Genomic DNA, 15,761 nt, shown 5'->3' with positions numbered 1-15,761 from the left:
CGCCCCCTGGCGGTGTAAGGGTCTCGGCTGCGCCGGACCAGTTACATGTAATTGCTGCGCAATTCCGCAATTCCTCCGGGCTGCGCCCGTCGTGAATTCAGTTAGGTAATTCAGAATGCGCGGGGAGGGAAATTAGCTTTCGGTTCGATCCGGATTGGATGACCGAATCCAAAGGGAATCTCAATTCGCTTTGGAATTAGGCTTTCTGTTGCTCCGTCAATTCCTTACCCGGTCGGGCCGATTGGTAATCGACCCGACCGAGTTAACTACCAGGAAGGGGTGGGGGAGTTCACCACTCCTCATCCGCGATAACAGGTCCATCGGGGGTGTTGACGATTCCTCGTCCGTCCCACAGGGCCGCGTCCATTTCGGTTTCGGTTTCCTCGGTCATGACGTTGTCCTCTCGGAGTTGGCGGTGGTGTCCCACAGGTGGACGGTGTCGCCGGTGCGGAGCGGGGCGCCCTCGGGGCCCTTGATGTGGCCCCGGACGATCCGGTCCTCGTGGGTGCAGTCGCCGGCGGCGTGGGCGCGGGGGTTCAGGCAGGTGTCCCGGCGGTAAGGGCGGACGGGCCACCGGCACGACCACTGGGGTTCGCGGCGGCCGGTGCTGCCCTGCGCGTCCTCGGCGGCGGCCCGGGGCGCGGGGCGTTGGGTGCGGTGGACGTGGACGATGTGGACCTCGGACGGGTCCTTGATGCCCTGGCGTGCGTCCCTCTTGGCTCCGGCGCGGGCGCGGGGGACCACTTCGGTCTCCGCCCACCGGGTGGCGCCCTCCTGGCTCATGAGCTGCCACGCGGTGTAGAGGGCGTGGGCCCATGACGCGGTGGTGTCCGGCTCGGGGGCGGTGAAGGAGGCCCCGACGCGGAGCAACATCTCGTTGTCCCACTGGAGGGGAGGGCCGGCCACCTCCCGCATGGTGTCGATGTCCCGGGCGGTCATGGGCTGCCCGTTCGCGGTGCCGATGATGGTGTCGGGGTCCAGGCCGGAGAACAGTCCGCGGGGGGACCAGAAGGTGAGCCAGATCCATTCCGTGCGGGGCGGGACGACCCCCCGGCCCGCCTTGCTCTGGACGGTCCACCGGACCGTGGCCCCCTCGTCCAGGCTGACCGCCTCGGGGGTCCAGGTGGACCAGGAGACGGCCACGATGGGGGTTGTGATCGGGGCCGAGGCGCCGGGGCGGTAGGCCAGGGTGCCGGACAGGGCGGCGGCGGCATCCTCGGTGTACCCGCCGATCGGTTCCCCGAACACGATCAGGCCCGCGTCCGAGGGGAGGCGGCGCGCGGTGGTCGCCTCGGTGGGCGGGGTCTGTGCGGCGGCCAGGGCCAGGGCGGTCATGTCGGGGGTGGCGTAGTAGAGCCGGGCCCGAGAGAGGCGGTCGGCCTCGGAGCGGGCCAGGAGTTGGGCGGCGATGGACGATTCTGTGGCGTCCAGGCCCGGCACGGTCGGGACGATCGTGGACCGCCCTGCGCGCAGGGCCTCCCGCAGGGACATCATCGCGGGCATGGACTCCAGGTGTTCGACCATCTGGCCGCGCCACTCGGGGAGTTGGGAGGGCTCCGGCGGGGTCCACCGGAGCCGGGACGGGTCGGTCATGCTGTTCCGTTCGCTGATCGGGAGGAGTCGGGGCGGGTCAGATCGTGGCCATGAGGAGGGCGGCGACGCCGAGCCACAGCATGTGCCAGGACTGATCGAGCGCGTAGGCCCCGGTGCCGAGGGTGGCGGCCGGCTTGCCCTCGGCGGTCACCGGGTGGGCGGGGTGGGCGGGGGTGCCGAGGCTGTAGAACTCCGCCTTGCCGCACCGCTTCGCCAGGCGGGCGAGGGTGAACCGGCGATCGGCCCAGTAGTGCGAGAGGGCGTCCAGGCCGAGGCCGAGGGCGACGCCGAGGGCGGTCAGGGGGAGGCCGAGGGCCAGGGCGACGGGGGCGAGGATGGCCCCCTTGGTGGCGGTCAGGGTGGCGACGTGGCGGCCGCAGGCGAGCCGTCCGGGCCATCCCGGGAGTCCCTTGGTCGCGGCCTGACACGAGGACTGGACCCAGTGGTCCCCGAGGCTGTGGGCGATGAACAGGGCCGCGAACAGGGCGGCGAAGGTGGCGGCGTGCATGATGGTGCCTCCGGTCTCGTGAGGGGTCGGAACGGGGCGGCCGTGCGCCTGGCAGTGGACGGCCGCCCCTCCTGCTGTGTCCGTCAGTCGACGGTCCAGGTGTCTCCCACTCGGCGGATCATCCCGCCGGGGAAGCGCACCGCTCCGGGGGTGAGGGTGACGGGGCCGAACGCCTCCAGTTCGGCCAGGGCCTCGGTGATACGGGCCGCGACGGCGCGGGCCTCGGCCTCCTGGCGCTTCTGTTCCTCGGGGGTGCCGGTGAACATCGGTCCTCTTCTCTGCGGGTCAGTGCTGCTCGGTCTCGGCGCTGAGGTCGTGAACGATCGTGGCGCGGTGGAAGCCGCTCGTGGCGTCCTCGGTGTGGCTGCGGTGGACCTGGAATCCTCCGTCCGTGACGACCAACCCGTCGGTGGAGCGGGCGGGGTGGCCGCACGCCACGCAGCGCGGGCGGGTGTCCTGCGTCTTGCTCGCCCAGCGCTCCCAGACCGAGGGGTCGGCCTGGCGGACCGCGTCGCGGCGGTACTGCGCGGTGGAGCGGCTGACGTCCATGGCCAGGGCGAGGTTTCCGACGCTTCCGCCGGCGGTGGCGTGGGCGCGGATCGCTGCGTCCCGAATGCCCTCCAGGCGGGGGAGGAGGCGGTGGTCCAGGTCGTTGACGACGGTGTACCAGTCGCCCTCACCGGCGGGGCGGTCCTTCCGCCCCTCGGGGAGGGGGTGGTCCGGGTTGGCGGGGACGTGGCCGGCCCGCAGGATGGCCAGGGCCCACAGGGCCGAGTGGAACCAGTCCGCGAGGATGCCCGCTTCGTCGCCCACCTGCGCGGCCTCGGCGGCGGTCAGGCTGATCGTGATGTCCAGTCCGCCGCGTCGGGCGTTGGCGCCGGTGTGGAAGCTGATGGGGTCCATGGGGGTCCTTCCCGTGTGGTGTACGGAAGTTCGTACACCATGAATGTACGGAGTTCCGTACACCCCGAGCAAGGGGCGGTATCGGCCAACCCCCATGGCCGGAAACGGCGTTCGGCCCGGTGTCACACAGACCTGTCACACGGGGCCGAGGTAGGGGGCCAAGGGGGTCTTGCCGCAGGTCAGGCCACGCGACAGGCCCCCATGTGACAGCCGACGCGACAGGCCATGTGACAGGGGGCGGCCCGACTTCCCCGAGGGGAAGGGCGACGGCCAGGCGGCGGGTAATTCCCCGCATCTATCCAGGTCGGGGCCGTATCCCCGGGCGGAAGTCCGCCCTTCCCCGAGGGGAACGCGTCACGGACTATCCGCCGGCGGAAGGGGCCGAGGCGGAGAGCGAACTCCACTCCCCCGAGCGACCCGGTACGTCAAGCGGTTGACGTACCGCCCCGGGCGATGACGTACGCGCCTTCCCGGCCCCGGCGGACGGGCCGACCCCGAACACGCCACCGGCCCCCGCTCCGTGAGGAACGAGGGCCGGGCCGAGGCGGGAACTGTCACTCGAAGGTGAAATCGTCGATGTCTCGGAATCGGACGTTCACGCCGTACTGATCGCGCATCGCATCGGTCATGGCGTCGGCCGCTTGCTTACTGGCCGCCGCCGCCGCGTCGCTCGCCTCGGACACATTCCAGTTTTTCAGCGCGTCATAGGCCCTGGCGATACGGTCGCGGTCGCCGCTCCGAATCGGGTAATCCGCGTCGGAAAGCCAGTTCTTGAGCGTGCGGGCCGAGGGGTTCAACCCTGCCTTGTCCGCCGCCGCCGAACCCTGCTTCGCCTCGGTGAGTTCGCGGAGTTGTGCGTGCCACCCCTTGGCCTTTCGGGAACTGGCGGGTTTGGCTTTCGACTTCTTACCGATGGCCCGCGCCACCTTTTCGACGGCCTTTCGAACCTTCTTCATTCCCGAGGCGGGAAGGTCCACGCGGGTCCGGCGCTTTCCGTTGTTCGCGGGCATCACGTGCCCGGCCCATTCGACCTGCGCCCGCACGTCCACGCGGGACGGCTCGTCGTCGTTGGCCCACGCTTCGTACGCGTCCGCGAGTGCCTGCGCGACCGCCTCGGCCTCGTTGCCGGAGTATTCCGTGCCCTGGCCGGTGTCCCTCTTGCGCGCCATTACTCATCCCCCCACGTCTCGGTGGTCTTGACCTTCCAGGTGCCGAACGTCGTGCCGAGGTCGTCCAGTCGGATCAACGCGCGCTCGCCCTCGGGGGCGGTGGTGACGCCCTCCAGGACCGAGGCCGGGAGGACCAGTTCGTCCATGGCCCGGATCGTGAGCGGGCCGGAGCCCTCGGGGACGGCCTGGCGGACCGCGTCGGCCGCGCGCCAGATCGTCACCGCCGCCTGGTCCTTGATGTGGTGGGCCCAGTCGGTCCGTCGCGCCTTGCACTTCCACTTCCGGGTGAGGAGGGCGCCCTCCCCCTCCCACGAGCCGTACATCGTGTTGACCGCCATGCCGAACGATTCCTTGGCCACCTCGTACGCGAACGAGTCGCGGCCGTGGACCTCCAGGGCGTACCGCCGGCACTCGCCCACGAGGTGGGCCCAGTCACCGAGCTTGGCCGCCGCGCCGGTGTGGGAGTCGAGCGCGGACGCGTCCGGCCACCGCCCGGCGGCGGTCAGGTCAACGAGGAGGTGCATGTGCGGGGCGGTGATCCAGACCTCGTTACCCACCTTCTCGTTGCCCATCGGGGAGGGCACATCGGTCTCTGTCCAGGGGTAGACGCGGACCTTGTAGTAGCCGGGGTCAGGCACCCCGACCTCCTCGATGGGGCCGGTGTGCTTGTACTCGCCGTGGACGACGCGGACCGAGGACGTGGCCGTGGGCCAGGCGCCGTTTCGGTCCAGGGCGACCGCCTCACCGGTGAAGCCCTCCCGCTCCCACGACCAGGAGTTGATCCCTCGGACGGCGCCGATCATCCCGGGCATGGGTGCCTGCCACCACGGGCCGCGACGGGACCGGTAGGGGGCGAACGGGCCGTGGGAGGTCTGGTCCCCCTCCAGGGCGGCCAGGAGCCGCAGCTTGGCCGCACGCTTCTTGATCTCCTCCCCGAGGTCCCCCGGCTCGATGTCGTCCGGGAGGGCGGTCAACTCGGCCTCGGCGGTGTCCAGGTAGGCCAGGCGCTCCGCCAGGGCGTCCACCTGCGCCTGGGTCTTGATGCTGTTGCGGCCCCGGGCCGCCTCCAGGTACTCCGCGTGCGGGCCGCGCAGGGTCAGGGGCTTGCGGGTGGAACGGCGGACCGGGCGGGAGGGGGAAGCCGCGGTGGTCTCCTCCTCCTCCTTCTCCTCCTGGTGCTCGTCCTCGGCCTCGGGGCGGGGGGCCGGGACCTCGGCCACCGGGGCGGCCGGCTCCAGGTCCATCACGCCCGGGAGGACCGGGGCGTCCACCGGCGGGGCCGGGGTCGGCTCCACCGGGGCGGGGACACAGGTGGGGTGACGGCCGGTGCCGTCGTCCCCGCTCGGGTCCAGGGGGAGGCCGCAGGGCTTGCCGAAGGAGTACCCGGTGCAGACCTGCGGGGCCTCGGGGGCCGGGGTGCCAGTGTCGCCCTGGCCGCCCTCGGGGGAGTCGCCCCCGTCCGTGCCGAGGAACACATCCCACGGGACCACCGGGAGCCAGACCGAGGCGCTACCGACCCGGATGCGCCGCTGGTGATCGTGCTTCCCGTCACGGTGGATGACGGTCTGGATGAGACCCCGGGAGGCCAGGAGGCGGCGGAGCTGGACACCGCCGATCGTCAACGACTTGTCCCGGCGGGTGATCGCGGGGTTGACCTCGGACTCCACCACGGCCAGGCCGTCCGGGAGCGCGTACCCGGCCAGGGTGTCCCGGCGCTCGACTGCCCACCCGAGGGCGTCCCCGTACTGCGGGGGCTCGCCGTGGTTGGTCCCGGGGGTGATCGCGTACAGCTTCCCCGAGGCGAACAGGCCGCGCAGGTTGCGGAGCCACACCTCGTGCGGGCGGTCCTCGGTCCGCTCCGTGGTGGTCGCGGTCGCCGCTTCGATCAGGGCCGCCCGGATCTGCCCGTACAGGGTGTTGCGCGCGTCGTCGGTCAGGGCGCCGGCCTCCACCGCGAACCGCGTGAACACCTCGGCCGCACACAGCAGGTGGGCGATGTGCGCGCACGCGCGGCCGGTGACCTCCTGGCCGGCGCGCAGTTCGGCGCGCAGCTCGCGGAACCGCCCGGTGAGGAACGTCATCACCTCGGGGCGGTGGGCGGCGAGCCACGCGACGTACCCGGCGGCGGCCTCGGGGAACTCCTCCACGCGGTCCTGGAGCACGGTCAGCTTGTCGGGCCGCACGTCCCCCTTGTGGACCTGGAACGGGAAGGTGCGGTCATGGGTCGAGCCGGAGTTGAACAGGGGGAGGCATTCGGCGGTGTACATCAGGAGGGCCATGCACGCGGCCACCTTGGCCCGGCCCGGCCCGCGCATCCGGTTCTTCGATCGCTTCTGGCGGTTGGTCGCCGCGCGGATGCCCTGTTCGGCGGTGGACTGTGTCTTGTTGTCCACGGCCGAGGTCTCCCCCGGCTTGTAGTCGTCCACGATGACCAGTCCGTCCCGACGCTCACCGAGGACGGTGGAGAGGGACGGGAGGGTGGTGTCCGCCGCCGGGAGGAGGTCCGACTCCCCTCGGTAGCCGGTGCCGCTGTGCGCCTGGAGGATCGCGGCGAGCGAGGACTTGAGGACGCCGAACACCTCGGCCCGTCCGTCCGACCACATCCACGGGACGAATCTCGGGAGGTCGTTACCGAACATGCTGATCAGCGGGGCGAGCCAGGTCGAGCACATCGCGGGGGCCGACACCCGCAGGACCGCGACGTCCAGGGCGGACAGGGACAGGGCGACGACGTCGCGCAGTCGGTCGCCGGTCGGGGCCGGCGGGAGGGCCGCCTCGTCCGAGCTGTGCGTGTTGACCTGGACGGCCACCTCTCCGGCGGGGCCGAACGCGCGCTCCGCCGAGACGTACACCCATGTCCCGTTCACGTCGTGCCAGCCGAGGGAGTCCAGGCCGGGCGACTTGGGGAGGTCGCGGCGCTGGAGCTTGACCACTCCGGCCAGGGCCTCCCGCACCTTGCGGACGTCGTGGCCGGCGGCGTGGTCGAACTGGTCCCACGCGGTGCCGTCGCGCAGGGTCTCGGGGGTGACGTACTCCTCCTGACCCTTGACGGTCACCTGGTAGACCGGGACGCCCTCGGGGTCGGTCCACCACGCCAGGAGGCGGGGGGCCCAGTCCAGGAACAGGACCGAGGTGTCCCCCTGGCGTCGGAGCATGTACTCCGCCTCCAGGTCCACGAGGACACCATCGACGCCCGGCACGGGGAGGAGGCGGTCCACGGTCTTACCGGCCTCGGTGAGGCGGCGGGAGGTCGAGGCGGCGGGGGCCTCGGTCGTCTTCTCTTCGGTCGCGGTCGCCATCACGCGGCCCCCGCCCGGGAGATCAGGCGGTCCGCGTACGCGCGGGCCCGGGTGAGGGTGGGCCATCCCGAGGTGACCAGTTCGCCGGCCTCGGTGTGGACGCCCCACCCGCCGCGACCGCGCACGGTCCGGCAGATCAGGAGGGCGGTGGTGTCGTCGGCCACCACGGTCACGCGGCCGGAGCCGCCGGTGGGGGTCGCGTACGGCTGTGTGGTGCGCATGGGCGCATCCTGGGTACTCTTGTCCTGCACTTTGATTCCTCGCAAGGGGATCTATGCCAAGCCTCGGGAGTCGTGTCCCGGGGCTTTCGGCGTTTCTAGGGGGTGGCCTACCTGCGGTCGTGACCCCCCGCCGTGGGGCGGGGTCGTGTGGTCACGGGGCGCGGGCGGGTGCGATCCGGTGGTGCCTCCTCTGGGAGGACAGGACCCGAGGGGTCGGGGCCGGAACGGCTATGGGGGCGGGGCGGACCGCCAGGGCCCGCAGCAACGCCAGAACGGCGCGAACGCCAGCGTGGGGGGCGAGGGAGGCGAAGAGTCGGGCCAGGTGGCGCCGACCTCCCCTGTCGACCCCGTGGAGCATGAACAGGGTGGCCAGGCGGACACCGGGGAAATCGGCCTCGGTGCCGTACCCGCCGAACTTCCACAGGATCAGGGCGTCCTCGTGGCTGAGGTTGAACAGGTCCACGCGGTCCGCCTCCTCTCCCATGTCGTCGGTCATGTCGGGTCAGCCCTGGAGCCGCAGGGGGATGGTCACCGCGTCCACGCCGACCGTGGCGCCGGACGCTTTGATGGCCCGGTACATCTGCGCCAGGGCGACGCCGGCGGCGACGGCCAGGGCGGCCGCGGCGACCAGGAGGAGGGCCTCGGCTACCGGGATGTACCGGGAGGCGCCCTGTCCCTTCTGTGCGGCCACGGTCACGCCGCACTTGCGGACGGTGTAGTTCACCGCCTGGTAGTCGCCGGTGGTGCGGGCCACGTCGGACACGCGGACGGTGCCGTCCGGGGTCACGCGCCAGTCGTCGGGGACGGCGGTAAGGGGCGGGACGGGGCCGGGGGCCGTGGGCTCGACTGCGGTAGCGGTCACGTCGCAACTCCTTTCGTGAGTGTGTCACGACCTTACGCCCCGTCACCGTCCGTTGCTAGCACCGTGACGGAAGTTTCGTGACGCTCTTTCGAATCCGGGTACGGAAGGCGGCCCGGCTTTCCTCCGGGGGGAGGTGCCGGGCCGCCAGGGGCCGAACTGCGGTGCGTGGGGCGGGGTCACCGTACGGCGGAACACCCCTATACCTCCACGTATCAGAACGGGGGCTCCTCCTGGTGCCCACCGGCCGGCGCCTGGCCGTTCGCGGCGGCGGGGCGGGTGCTCGATGCGCTCGCCCACGTCTCCTCACCCGGGGCCCCGCCGTTGGTCTTGGCCACCTTCTGGACCTGCGCCGTGGCGAACGCCAGATCCGGGCCGACCGAATCCGCGGTGACCTCCCAGCCGTACCGCGTCTCCTTCGTCTTGGGGTCCTCCCACGAGCGCTGCCGCAGGTCCCCGCTCACGATGACCCGCATCCCCTTGGACAGGGTGGCCGCCACGTTCTCCGCCAGGGACCGCCACACCGTGACGCGGTGGAAGTCGGCGCCCGACTCCCGCCACTCGTTGGACTGACGGTCGAAGGTTCGGCGGTTGACCGCCACGGAGAACTTCGCCACCGCGACCCCGGAGGGGGTGAAGCGGAGTTCGGGCTCGTCGGTCAGGTTGCCCACGAGGGTGATCGGCGTTCCGTTCATGATCTGTTCTTCCTGTCTGTGTGGGCCCGACGCATGGGACGTGAACCCCCTGTTCGGGTGGCTCACGTCCGACTATGCCGGGCGGAAGTTTGAATGCAACCCCCGTCCCCGAGAGGGGTTCGGGGACGGGGGCCGCAGGTCAGCGGCGGAGCCAGCCGAGGCGGCCCGGCTGGTCCTTGACCGCCTGGACGTACTCGATGACCTCGGCGGTCCGCGCGTCGTTGCCCTTGCGGGTCAGGGCGGCGGACAGGGTGCCGGTGCGGAAGGTGGCCGCCGCCTCGGCGTCGCCGGCCTCCACCTCCCGGCGGATGTCGGCGGTGAACTCCCGGTGGCCCCGGACCTCGGCGGCCATGTCGCGGATGCGTCGGATCACTTCTTCTTCTCCTTCTGGGCCTGGATGTCCTGCCACATGGACCGAAGGACCAGGAGGCAGACGGTTGCGGATACCGCCCCGATCGCGACCGCGACCGCCAGGAGGGCGGCGGCCATGGCCAGGAAGCCGAGCGCGACTGCGCCGCCGATTGCTGCGGCGGCGTAGACCCCGATCGGACGGGCGGGCTGGACGGGGGCCGGCTGGACGACGGGGGAGCGGTCCGCGTACGCGTACAGCGGGGCGCCCTCGGCGGACAGGCCGATCTGTCGCAGGATCACCGGGGCGTCGGTCGCCCCCTGTTCGGCGGTCACCAGAACTTCCGCGCGGCCCGCTTGGCCGCCTTCTCCGCTGCCTTCTTGGCCTCGGCCTCGGCGCGGGCCCTGTCCTGGACGGCCTCCCGGGCGCACGCCTCCTCCTGGATGCGGTCGATCGCGCGGTCGACGGGACCGAGGGACTTGCCCCGGGCGTGGCGGGCCACGGCGCGGGCAACCTGCGCGGCCATGCGGGCGGTCTCGCCGGCGGTGTACTGCCTCGGTTCGGGCATGGTCCTACCTCCGTTCCTGCGCACCCTGCGAAAGGGTGACGCGAGAGAATCTGACACGAACGACGTTAGCACCGGCGATAGACAAGCGATAGTGAGAGGGATACTTTGATGTCAGGCAAGCGAAAGAAAGAGGTCGACATGAGCAAGATCCACGCGCTTCTGGAGGTGCAGCCGCCGCAGGTGGCCGCCCTCCCGGAGCCGCCGGAGCGCGAACGGCTCCGCAAGGCACAGGGCCTGACACAGACGCAGGTGGCGGAAGCCCTCGGGGTCACCCGGGGCGCCGTGTCCGCGTGGGAGGCCGGCCGGTACGACCCGCGCGGGGACGTGCGGGTCCAGTACGCCGAACTCCTCCGACTCATCGCGGAGCGCCACCCGGCGCCGGACCCCGGAGGTACCCCGTGAGCCTGACCCCCGCTAGCGTCCTCGGCGCCCGCAAGGTTCTGCCGGTCGATGGCCAGTTGGACCTGTTCGGGGCCGAGGGCGAGCCGGACACCCCCACCACCGAGGAACAGAACGACAGCACCGCCGCACCGAAGGAGACCCCCCGATGATCAGCCGCAGCACCGCCGCCACCTATGGCCTACTCGTCCCCGCCACCATGGCGTTGGGCATGTCCGCCGACACCTCGTATCGGTTCCTCGGGGACGCGCTGAAAATCACCGAGGACTGGGAGCGCGCTCTCCTGTGCGGGGTGGCCGAGGCGGCCATCATCGCCCTGACCCTGTACGCGTGGGCGACCCGGGCGAAGGCGCCGGCCTACCTGGCGTACGCGGCGGTGCTCGTCCAGGCGGTCCCCGCATTCAAGGTCTCCGGCGGGGGCGGCGGATTGATCCGCGTCATCCTCGGCCCCGTCCTCCTGGCCGTGATGCTCCACCTCCTCCTGGGGCTCGAACTCCGGATGTCCGGGGAGAAGACGAACGGCATCCTCGGGGACGCCCTGCGGGAGGTGCGCGAGCGACTGACGGCATACCTCGGCATCGGACGACGCGGGGCCACCTCCGCCGCCATCGCCCGCAGCCGTGCGGCGGACCGCGCGGTGGACCTGGCCGACATCGTGGCTGCCGCCGACCCCGGCACCCGCAAGCACCGCCGGAATGCGGCGAAGCTGGCCGCCGCCATCGACGCTGCCCGACACAACCTGACGAACTCCGAGGCGGCCGAGGCCGAGGCCGCGATCGTCGCCCGAGTGGTCCGGCGGAAGTCCGTCGCGGCCCTGGCCACGATCGACGCGCGGCACGACTGGACGACCTCCCTGGAGGTTCCGGCCGGAGGTTCCGCCGAGGTCACGCCGGAGGTTCCGGCCCCCGCCCCGGAGGTTCCGGCGGAAGTTCCCGCCCCTGTCGCGGAAGTTCCGGCCGAGGTTCCGGCGGAAGTTCCGACCCTCCTGGTTCCGGCCACCACCCCCGAGGCTCCGCAGGTTCCGGCCGAGGCGGCCGAGGTGTCGGCCCCCGTCTTCCTGACCGCCGAGATTCCGGCTCCCGCCGGTGGTTCCGCCGAGGTGTCCGCGCTGGTCAAGGCTGGTTCCGCCGAGGTTCCGGCGGAGGCTCCGGCCCCTGCCCGGGGTGCCGCCACCCGCGCGGCCCGGGAGTTGATCCAGGGCGGAACCATGGACCTCGGAACCATCCGGGAGTCCCTGGAAAACCGAGGGATCAAGCCGCCCTCGGACCGGTACCTTCGTCAGCTTGTCGCGGAAGGAAGGAACGACCGGGGCACCGGCGCGTACCTGTAGTTCCGCCGCCGGAACCAGGAAGTTCCACCCGCACAACCCAGGTTCCATCCGGAACTGACCGAGGTTCCGCCCGCAGCAATCGGGCGGAACCTCGGGACCCCTCCTGACACTTCTCACGGCTACAGGAGCGATCGTGCACACCATCTCAGAGAAGAAGAGCGCGGGGACAATCCGCGCGACCGCCGGCGCAATCCGCGTCGCCTACCGCTTCACCACCGGCCACCACATGGACGGCATCCACCGCACCGACGCCGGGTGGATCACCCGGGGCACCCGGGCCCTGGACGGGGGCCGCTCGAACCCCTGGAGCCGCCTCTCCCGCATCGAGCGGGCCGGAATGCGCCTCGGGTCCCTCGGGGCCGCCGGGGGGACCCTGTGGGGCCTCCAGGCCGCGCCGGACGCCACCGTGGGCACATGGGCCGGTATCGGGGCCGCCGCGTCCCTCGGGGCCGGGTACGCGTCCGGGAACTGGGTGTCCAACGTCCGGCACATGCACAACTGGGTTCGCCCCCTCCACGTCGCCCTGGAGGGCCCCCTCGGCCTCCCGCCGGGCGTCCGCCCCGGCTCGTACATCCGCATCCCCCGGGACTACCCGGGCCGCACCGAGGTCGGCCGTATCGACCTCCCGCCCACGTTCGTGGGGGTGGACGGCGGAGCCGCGACGATCGGAAACATCGTCAAGACCAAGCTCGGTCTCTCCGACGCGACGGTGACGTTCAAACTGGAGGGCCGCCGGCCTCACCTGATGATCCGGCAGACCCCCCGCCCGCCGGGCAAGGTGATGTTCGCTGACGAGCACGTCCAGGCGCTCATCAGCGGGGCCGCCGAGTCCGCGCCGCTGATCGGCCTCGGCCCGCAGGACAGCCGTGTGTCCGTGGACCTGGACGCCGAGTCGCCCCACATCCTCGTATCCGCGTCCACCGGCGGCGGTAAGTCGGTCATCACGCGGGCCATGGCGGCCCAGATGCTCCACAACGGGTCGCAACTGGTCGTCCTGGATTTCAAACGGCATTCCCACAAGTGGGCCCGTGGACTTCCGAACGTGGCCTACTGCCGCGATATCTCGGACATTCACGATGCGCTGGTGAAACTCGGCCAGGAGGGCCACCGCCGAAACATCGTCGTTGATGACTGGGAGGGTGAGGGAGACGCCCCGGTCGGCCCCCGCCTGGCTCTCATTCTGGAGGAGGCCAACGCGACCATTGCGAAATTGAAGCGGTATTGGGCTTCAATTCGCCGGAGCAAGGGCGACGAATTCGGCCCCGCCGACCCGAAGGAATCCCCCGCGATTGACGCCCTGCGGGAAATCCTGTTCATGGGCCGGGCCGTGCGGATGCACGTTTTCCTTGTCGCCCAGTCGGCCACTGCGGCGGCCCTCGGCGGCCCCGAGGTTCGGGAATGCTTCGCCACTCGAATTCTCGCCCGCTACACCCGGAACGCCTGGAACATGCTCGTTCCCGAGGTCCAGCCCGTACCCCGCTCCACCCGTCATATCGGCCGCGCACAGGTCGTATTGGGCGGGGTCGCCCACGAAACGCAGGTGGTGTTCTTCACCGACGCCGAGGCACGCGCGTGGGCGACCGCCGGCACCGTGGCCGCCGCCCCGGACCTCGGGGGCCTCGGTGTCACGTCACACAGTCACACGGGCCCTCTCACCTCGGCGGATACCGTCCCCGCGTCACGTGACGTGACACCGGTCCTCCGTCTGGTCAAGGACGAGCCGACCCTCCCGCCCATGCCCACCGTGCCCCCGCAGGTGCCCCGGTACAGCCTGGCCGCCGCCGCACGGGAAGGCATTGTGCCGATGTCGGCAGACGCATTGCGCCAGGCCAAGCGGCGCGATCCGGAATTCCCCACCGGGGATGACGGGAAGTGGACCGCCGACGAACTCCAGAAGTGGCACCGCAACCGCCCCGGGGCCGCCGAATCCATCGCCTGACCCCAAAAATGGGCCCCCGTCTCCGATTGGAGGCGGGGGCCCTTCCCTTTTCCCTCGAATTCAACTACGGGACGTGGGACTATCGACTGAGACCGCGCCAGCAACCAGCAAAAGGACCCCCCGTGCGAACTGTCCCCGTGCAAATCGTCTGCCGAAAGTGCACCGCCCCTTTCCGGACCACGGTCCGAGGGGGGAACACCCGGTGCCCCGAATGCCGCACGTCGCGCCATGTGCGCCTGAATCAGGAGTGGGAGGGCCCGGTGCCCAAAGACCTCTCCGGAGCCGCCACACGGGCCGCACAGACCGCCCAACGGCCCCCCGTGTGGGTGGAATGCGGGTGCGGTCACGAATGGCAGTCGCGGGCAAAGGACCGCATGACGATCCGGTGCCCCGAATGCGGCACCGGGCAGCGCGTCCCCCACCGCACCCACGAGAACACCGGACCCCGTCCCGAGGGTCGCCGCGCACCGGCCCCGCCTCCCGCCAGGTACCGGCCCGAACCACGCTGGGAGCCGGACGAGGAGGAGGACCAGGAGGACGAACACGACGACCGAACCCCGCTCACGACGTGGTTCCGAGGCGGCGGCCGAGAGGAGTTGGTCCGTGCGTTCGCGCCTCGGCCCGCAGCTCCGGCCCCCGGGGGTCTGGCGGCCATCCTGAGCGCCCTCCAGGGCCAGGCCCGACCCTCGGCCCCCGCCGCCGCGCCTCGGCCTCCTCGGCCCGCTCCGGCGCCTCGGCCGGCCCCCGCACCGGCTCCGGTGGCGGCCCCCGCCGGGGGAGGGATTCAGCCCATCGACCCGCAGACGCTCCCCCCGAAGGAGGTCCGCCGCCGCGACGACGTGTGCCAGATCGTCCGGTCGCTCTCCGCGTCGCTGATGGTCTGGTACAACCAGCCGGCCGGGCTGTGCGAAGCGCTCGACACCACCCAGCCGCGCGACCGCCAGCGGTGCCCCGCGACCGCGTCGCACGTCGTGCGGTTCCGGAAGGAGGTGACCGAGGCGGACGCGTACGTCTGCCCCGCGCACGCCCGTCCCCTGGCCGCGACGGCCGACCATGCGGAGTTCATCAGCGCCACGATCTACCGCCGCAAGTAGCCGACGTTTCGACACACCGCGCCGAACCAGCAACGCCAATACCGAAATAACCACCGCGCACAGAACGCGCAACGGACCGCGCCAGCAACCAGCAAAACCCCCGGAACAAGGGGGTACCCCGCACGTGCACAACGCGTGGCGCGGTCCGCAACAACAAGCCGCGGTGGTCGTTACCCCGGCATGACCACCGCGCTTACCGCCCCGCTCACCACGACTGACGGCGTGCTCGCCTGGAACCCCCGAGAGTCCGTGTGGGTCTGGTCGAACCCTCTCTACTGGCGAGCGTTCGGCCCGAGCCCCGCCCACGACTTCGGGGCGGACGCCCTCCTCCTCGCCCCCCGGGACACACCCCTCCCTGTCCTCCTGGAGTGGGTCAGGCTCCACGGAACGACCGGGGCCGCCGTACTGGAGGACCGACACGCCCTGTTCCCCGACGCTCCCTCCTGGAGGGTCGGCCCCGCCTCCTGACCCCCTGCGCCGCCCTCGGCCCCCTGTTCCCCCTCGGCTCGACACCGGGGGGAACAGGGGGCCGCATCGTGTTCCCCCTCGGCTGGCACCCGGGGGGAACAGGGAGGCTCCGAGGTGTTCCCCCGCGCTTGTTCCCCCTTGTTCCCCCCAGGGGGGAACAAGCCTGGCGCACGTTTCCGCAGGTCAAGGGCATGTTCCCCCTGTTCCCCCTTGTTCCCCCCGAAACGACCCCACTACAGGAGGGGGGAGGTGTTCCCCCTCGGCCCGACCGCCCCGCGCTTGTTCCCCCTTGTTCCCCCCAGGGGGGAACAAGCCTGGCGCACGTTTCCGCAGGTCAAGGGCATGTTCCCCCTGTTCCCCCTTGTTC

19 protein-coding genes are annotated in these 15,761 nt (G+C 71.4%); 6 read left to right on the top strand and 13 right to left on the bottom strand.

The genetic code is table 11. The features are described 5' to 3' along the window. Positions 1-387: 387 nt before the first annotated feature. The 13 genes from AC067J_RS43225 to AC067J_RS43165 all read right to left on the bottom strand — a co-directional run bounded on the left by AC067J_RS43225 (position 388) and on the right by AC067J_RS43165 (position 10,164). Positions 388-1,593, bottom strand: a complete 1,206-nt coding sequence (locus tag AC067J_RS43225) for a hypothetical protein (protein WP_478308364.1) — start codon at positions 1,591-1,593, stop codon at positions 388-390. A 37-nt stretch (positions 1,594-1,630) separates the two neighbouring features. After that, positions 1,631-2,101: a transcriptional regulator gene (locus AC067J_RS43220; protein ID WP_478308363.1), complete on the bottom strand. Its 471-nt coding sequence runs from the start codon at positions 2,099-2,101 to the stop codon at positions 1,631-1,633. An 83-nt stretch (positions 2,102-2,184) separates the two neighbouring features. Next, on the bottom strand, positions 2,185-2,367 hold the full coding sequence (locus AC067J_RS43215; RefSeq protein ID WP_478308362.1) for a hypothetical protein: 183 nt from the start codon (positions 2,365-2,367) through the stop codon (positions 2,185-2,187). 19 nt (positions 2,368-2,386) lie between these two features. Further along, positions 2,387-3,004 (bottom strand): hypothetical protein, encoded by a 618-nt coding sequence (locus AC067J_RS43210; protein ID WP_478308361.1) that lies wholly within the window; start codon positions 3,002-3,004, stop codon positions 2,387-2,389. 554 nt (positions 3,005-3,558) lie between these two features. Then, positions 3,559-4,173 carry a hypothetical protein gene (locus AC067J_RS43205; protein ID WP_478308360.1) on the bottom strand — a complete coding sequence of 205 codons (615 nt, stop codon included), beginning with the start codon at positions 4,171-4,173 and terminating at the stop codon, positions 3,559-3,561. Then, positions 4,173-7,472: a hypothetical protein gene (locus tag AC067J_RS43200; protein WP_478308359.1), complete on the bottom strand. Its 3,300-nt coding sequence runs from the start codon at positions 7,470-7,472 to the stop codon at positions 4,173-4,175. Before AC067J_RS43200 ends, AC067J_RS43205 begins: the two co-directional genes overlap by 1 nt. Continuing rightward, positions 7,472-7,693, bottom strand: coding sequence for a hypothetical protein (locus AC067J_RS43195; RefSeq protein WP_478308358.1), 222 nt, complete (start codon positions 7,691-7,693; stop codon positions 7,472-7,474). Before AC067J_RS43195 ends, AC067J_RS43200 begins: the two co-directional genes overlap by 1 nt. Before the next feature lie 151 nt (positions 7,694-7,844). Next, a complete protein-coding gene (locus tag AC067J_RS43190) occupies positions 7,845-8,189 on the bottom strand; it encodes a hypothetical protein (RefSeq protein WP_478308357.1) in 345 nt (114 codons plus the stop codon). A gap of 6 nt (positions 8,190-8,195) precedes the next feature. Next, on the bottom strand, positions 8,196-8,555 hold the full coding sequence (locus tag AC067J_RS43185) for a hypothetical protein (RefSeq protein WP_478308356.1): 360 nt from the start codon (positions 8,553-8,555) through the stop codon (positions 8,196-8,198). Between the two features lie 212 nt (positions 8,556-8,767). Next, positions 8,768-9,247: a single-stranded DNA-binding protein gene (gene ssb / locus AC067J_RS43180; protein ID WP_478308355.1), complete on the bottom strand. Its 480-nt coding sequence runs from the start codon at positions 9,245-9,247 to the stop codon at positions 8,768-8,770. Positions 9,248-9,386: 139 nt separating this feature from the next. Beyond that, entirely contained in the window at positions 9,387-9,620 is a 234-nt protein-coding gene (locus AC067J_RS43175) for a hypothetical protein (RefSeq protein ID WP_478308353.1), read from the bottom strand. Further along, positions 9,617-9,931, bottom strand: coding sequence for a hypothetical protein (locus tag AC067J_RS43170; protein ID WP_478308352.1), 315 nt, complete (start codon positions 9,929-9,931; stop codon positions 9,617-9,619). Before AC067J_RS43170 ends, AC067J_RS43175 begins: the two co-directional genes overlap by 4 nt. Next, the gene (locus tag AC067J_RS43165; protein WP_478308351.1) at positions 9,928-10,164 is read right to left on the bottom strand and encodes a hypothetical protein; all 237 of its coding nucleotides are present in this window, start codon (positions 10,162-10,164) and stop codon (positions 9,928-9,930) included. The genes AC067J_RS43170 and AC067J_RS43165 overlap by 4 nt, the downstream gene beginning before the upstream one ends. Before the next feature lie 138 nt (positions 10,165-10,302). On the opposite strand from AC067J_RS43165, the gene AC067J_RS43160 reads away from it, so the two are divergent. The 6 genes from AC067J_RS43160 to AC067J_RS43135 all read left to right on the top strand — a co-directional run bounded on the left by AC067J_RS43160 (position 10,303) and on the right by AC067J_RS43135 (position 15,394). Then, a complete protein-coding gene (locus AC067J_RS43160; RefSeq protein WP_362484895.1) occupies positions 10,303-10,566 on the top strand; it encodes a helix-turn-helix transcriptional regulator in 264 nt (87 codons plus the stop codon). Continuing rightward, positions 10,563-10,715 carry a hypothetical protein gene (locus AC067J_RS43155; protein ID WP_478308350.1) on the top strand — a complete coding sequence of 51 codons (153 nt, stop codon included), beginning with the start codon at positions 10,563-10,565 and terminating at the stop codon, positions 10,713-10,715. Before AC067J_RS43160 ends, AC067J_RS43155 begins: the two co-directional genes overlap by 4 nt. Further along, positions 10,712-11,893, top strand: a complete 1,182-nt coding sequence (locus AC067J_RS43150; RefSeq protein WP_478308349.1) for a hypothetical protein — start codon at positions 10,712-10,714, stop codon at positions 11,891-11,893. The genes AC067J_RS43155 and AC067J_RS43150 overlap by 4 nt, the downstream gene beginning before the upstream one ends. A 133-nt stretch (positions 11,894-12,026) precedes the next feature. Next, positions 12,027-13,832, top strand: coding sequence for a helicase HerA domain-containing protein (locus AC067J_RS43145; RefSeq protein WP_478308348.1), 1,806 nt, complete (start codon positions 12,027-12,029; stop codon positions 13,830-13,832). 758 nt (positions 13,833-14,590) lie between these two features. Then, on the top strand, positions 14,591-14,926 hold the full coding sequence (locus tag AC067J_RS43140) for a hypothetical protein (RefSeq protein ID WP_478308346.1): 336 nt from the start codon (positions 14,591-14,593) through the stop codon (positions 14,924-14,926). A 180-nt stretch (positions 14,927-15,106) separates the two neighbouring features. Beyond that, positions 15,107-15,394, top strand: a complete 288-nt coding sequence (locus AC067J_RS43135; protein ID WP_478308345.1) for a hypothetical protein — start codon at positions 15,107-15,109, stop codon at positions 15,392-15,394. Positions 15,395-15,761 lie beyond the last annotated feature (367 nt).

The organism is Kitasatospora sp. NPDC042419 (genome assembly GCF_056437345.1).
Note: the sequence above shows the minus strand (reverse complement) of the source record. Positions and strands in the feature narration are given on the sequence as shown.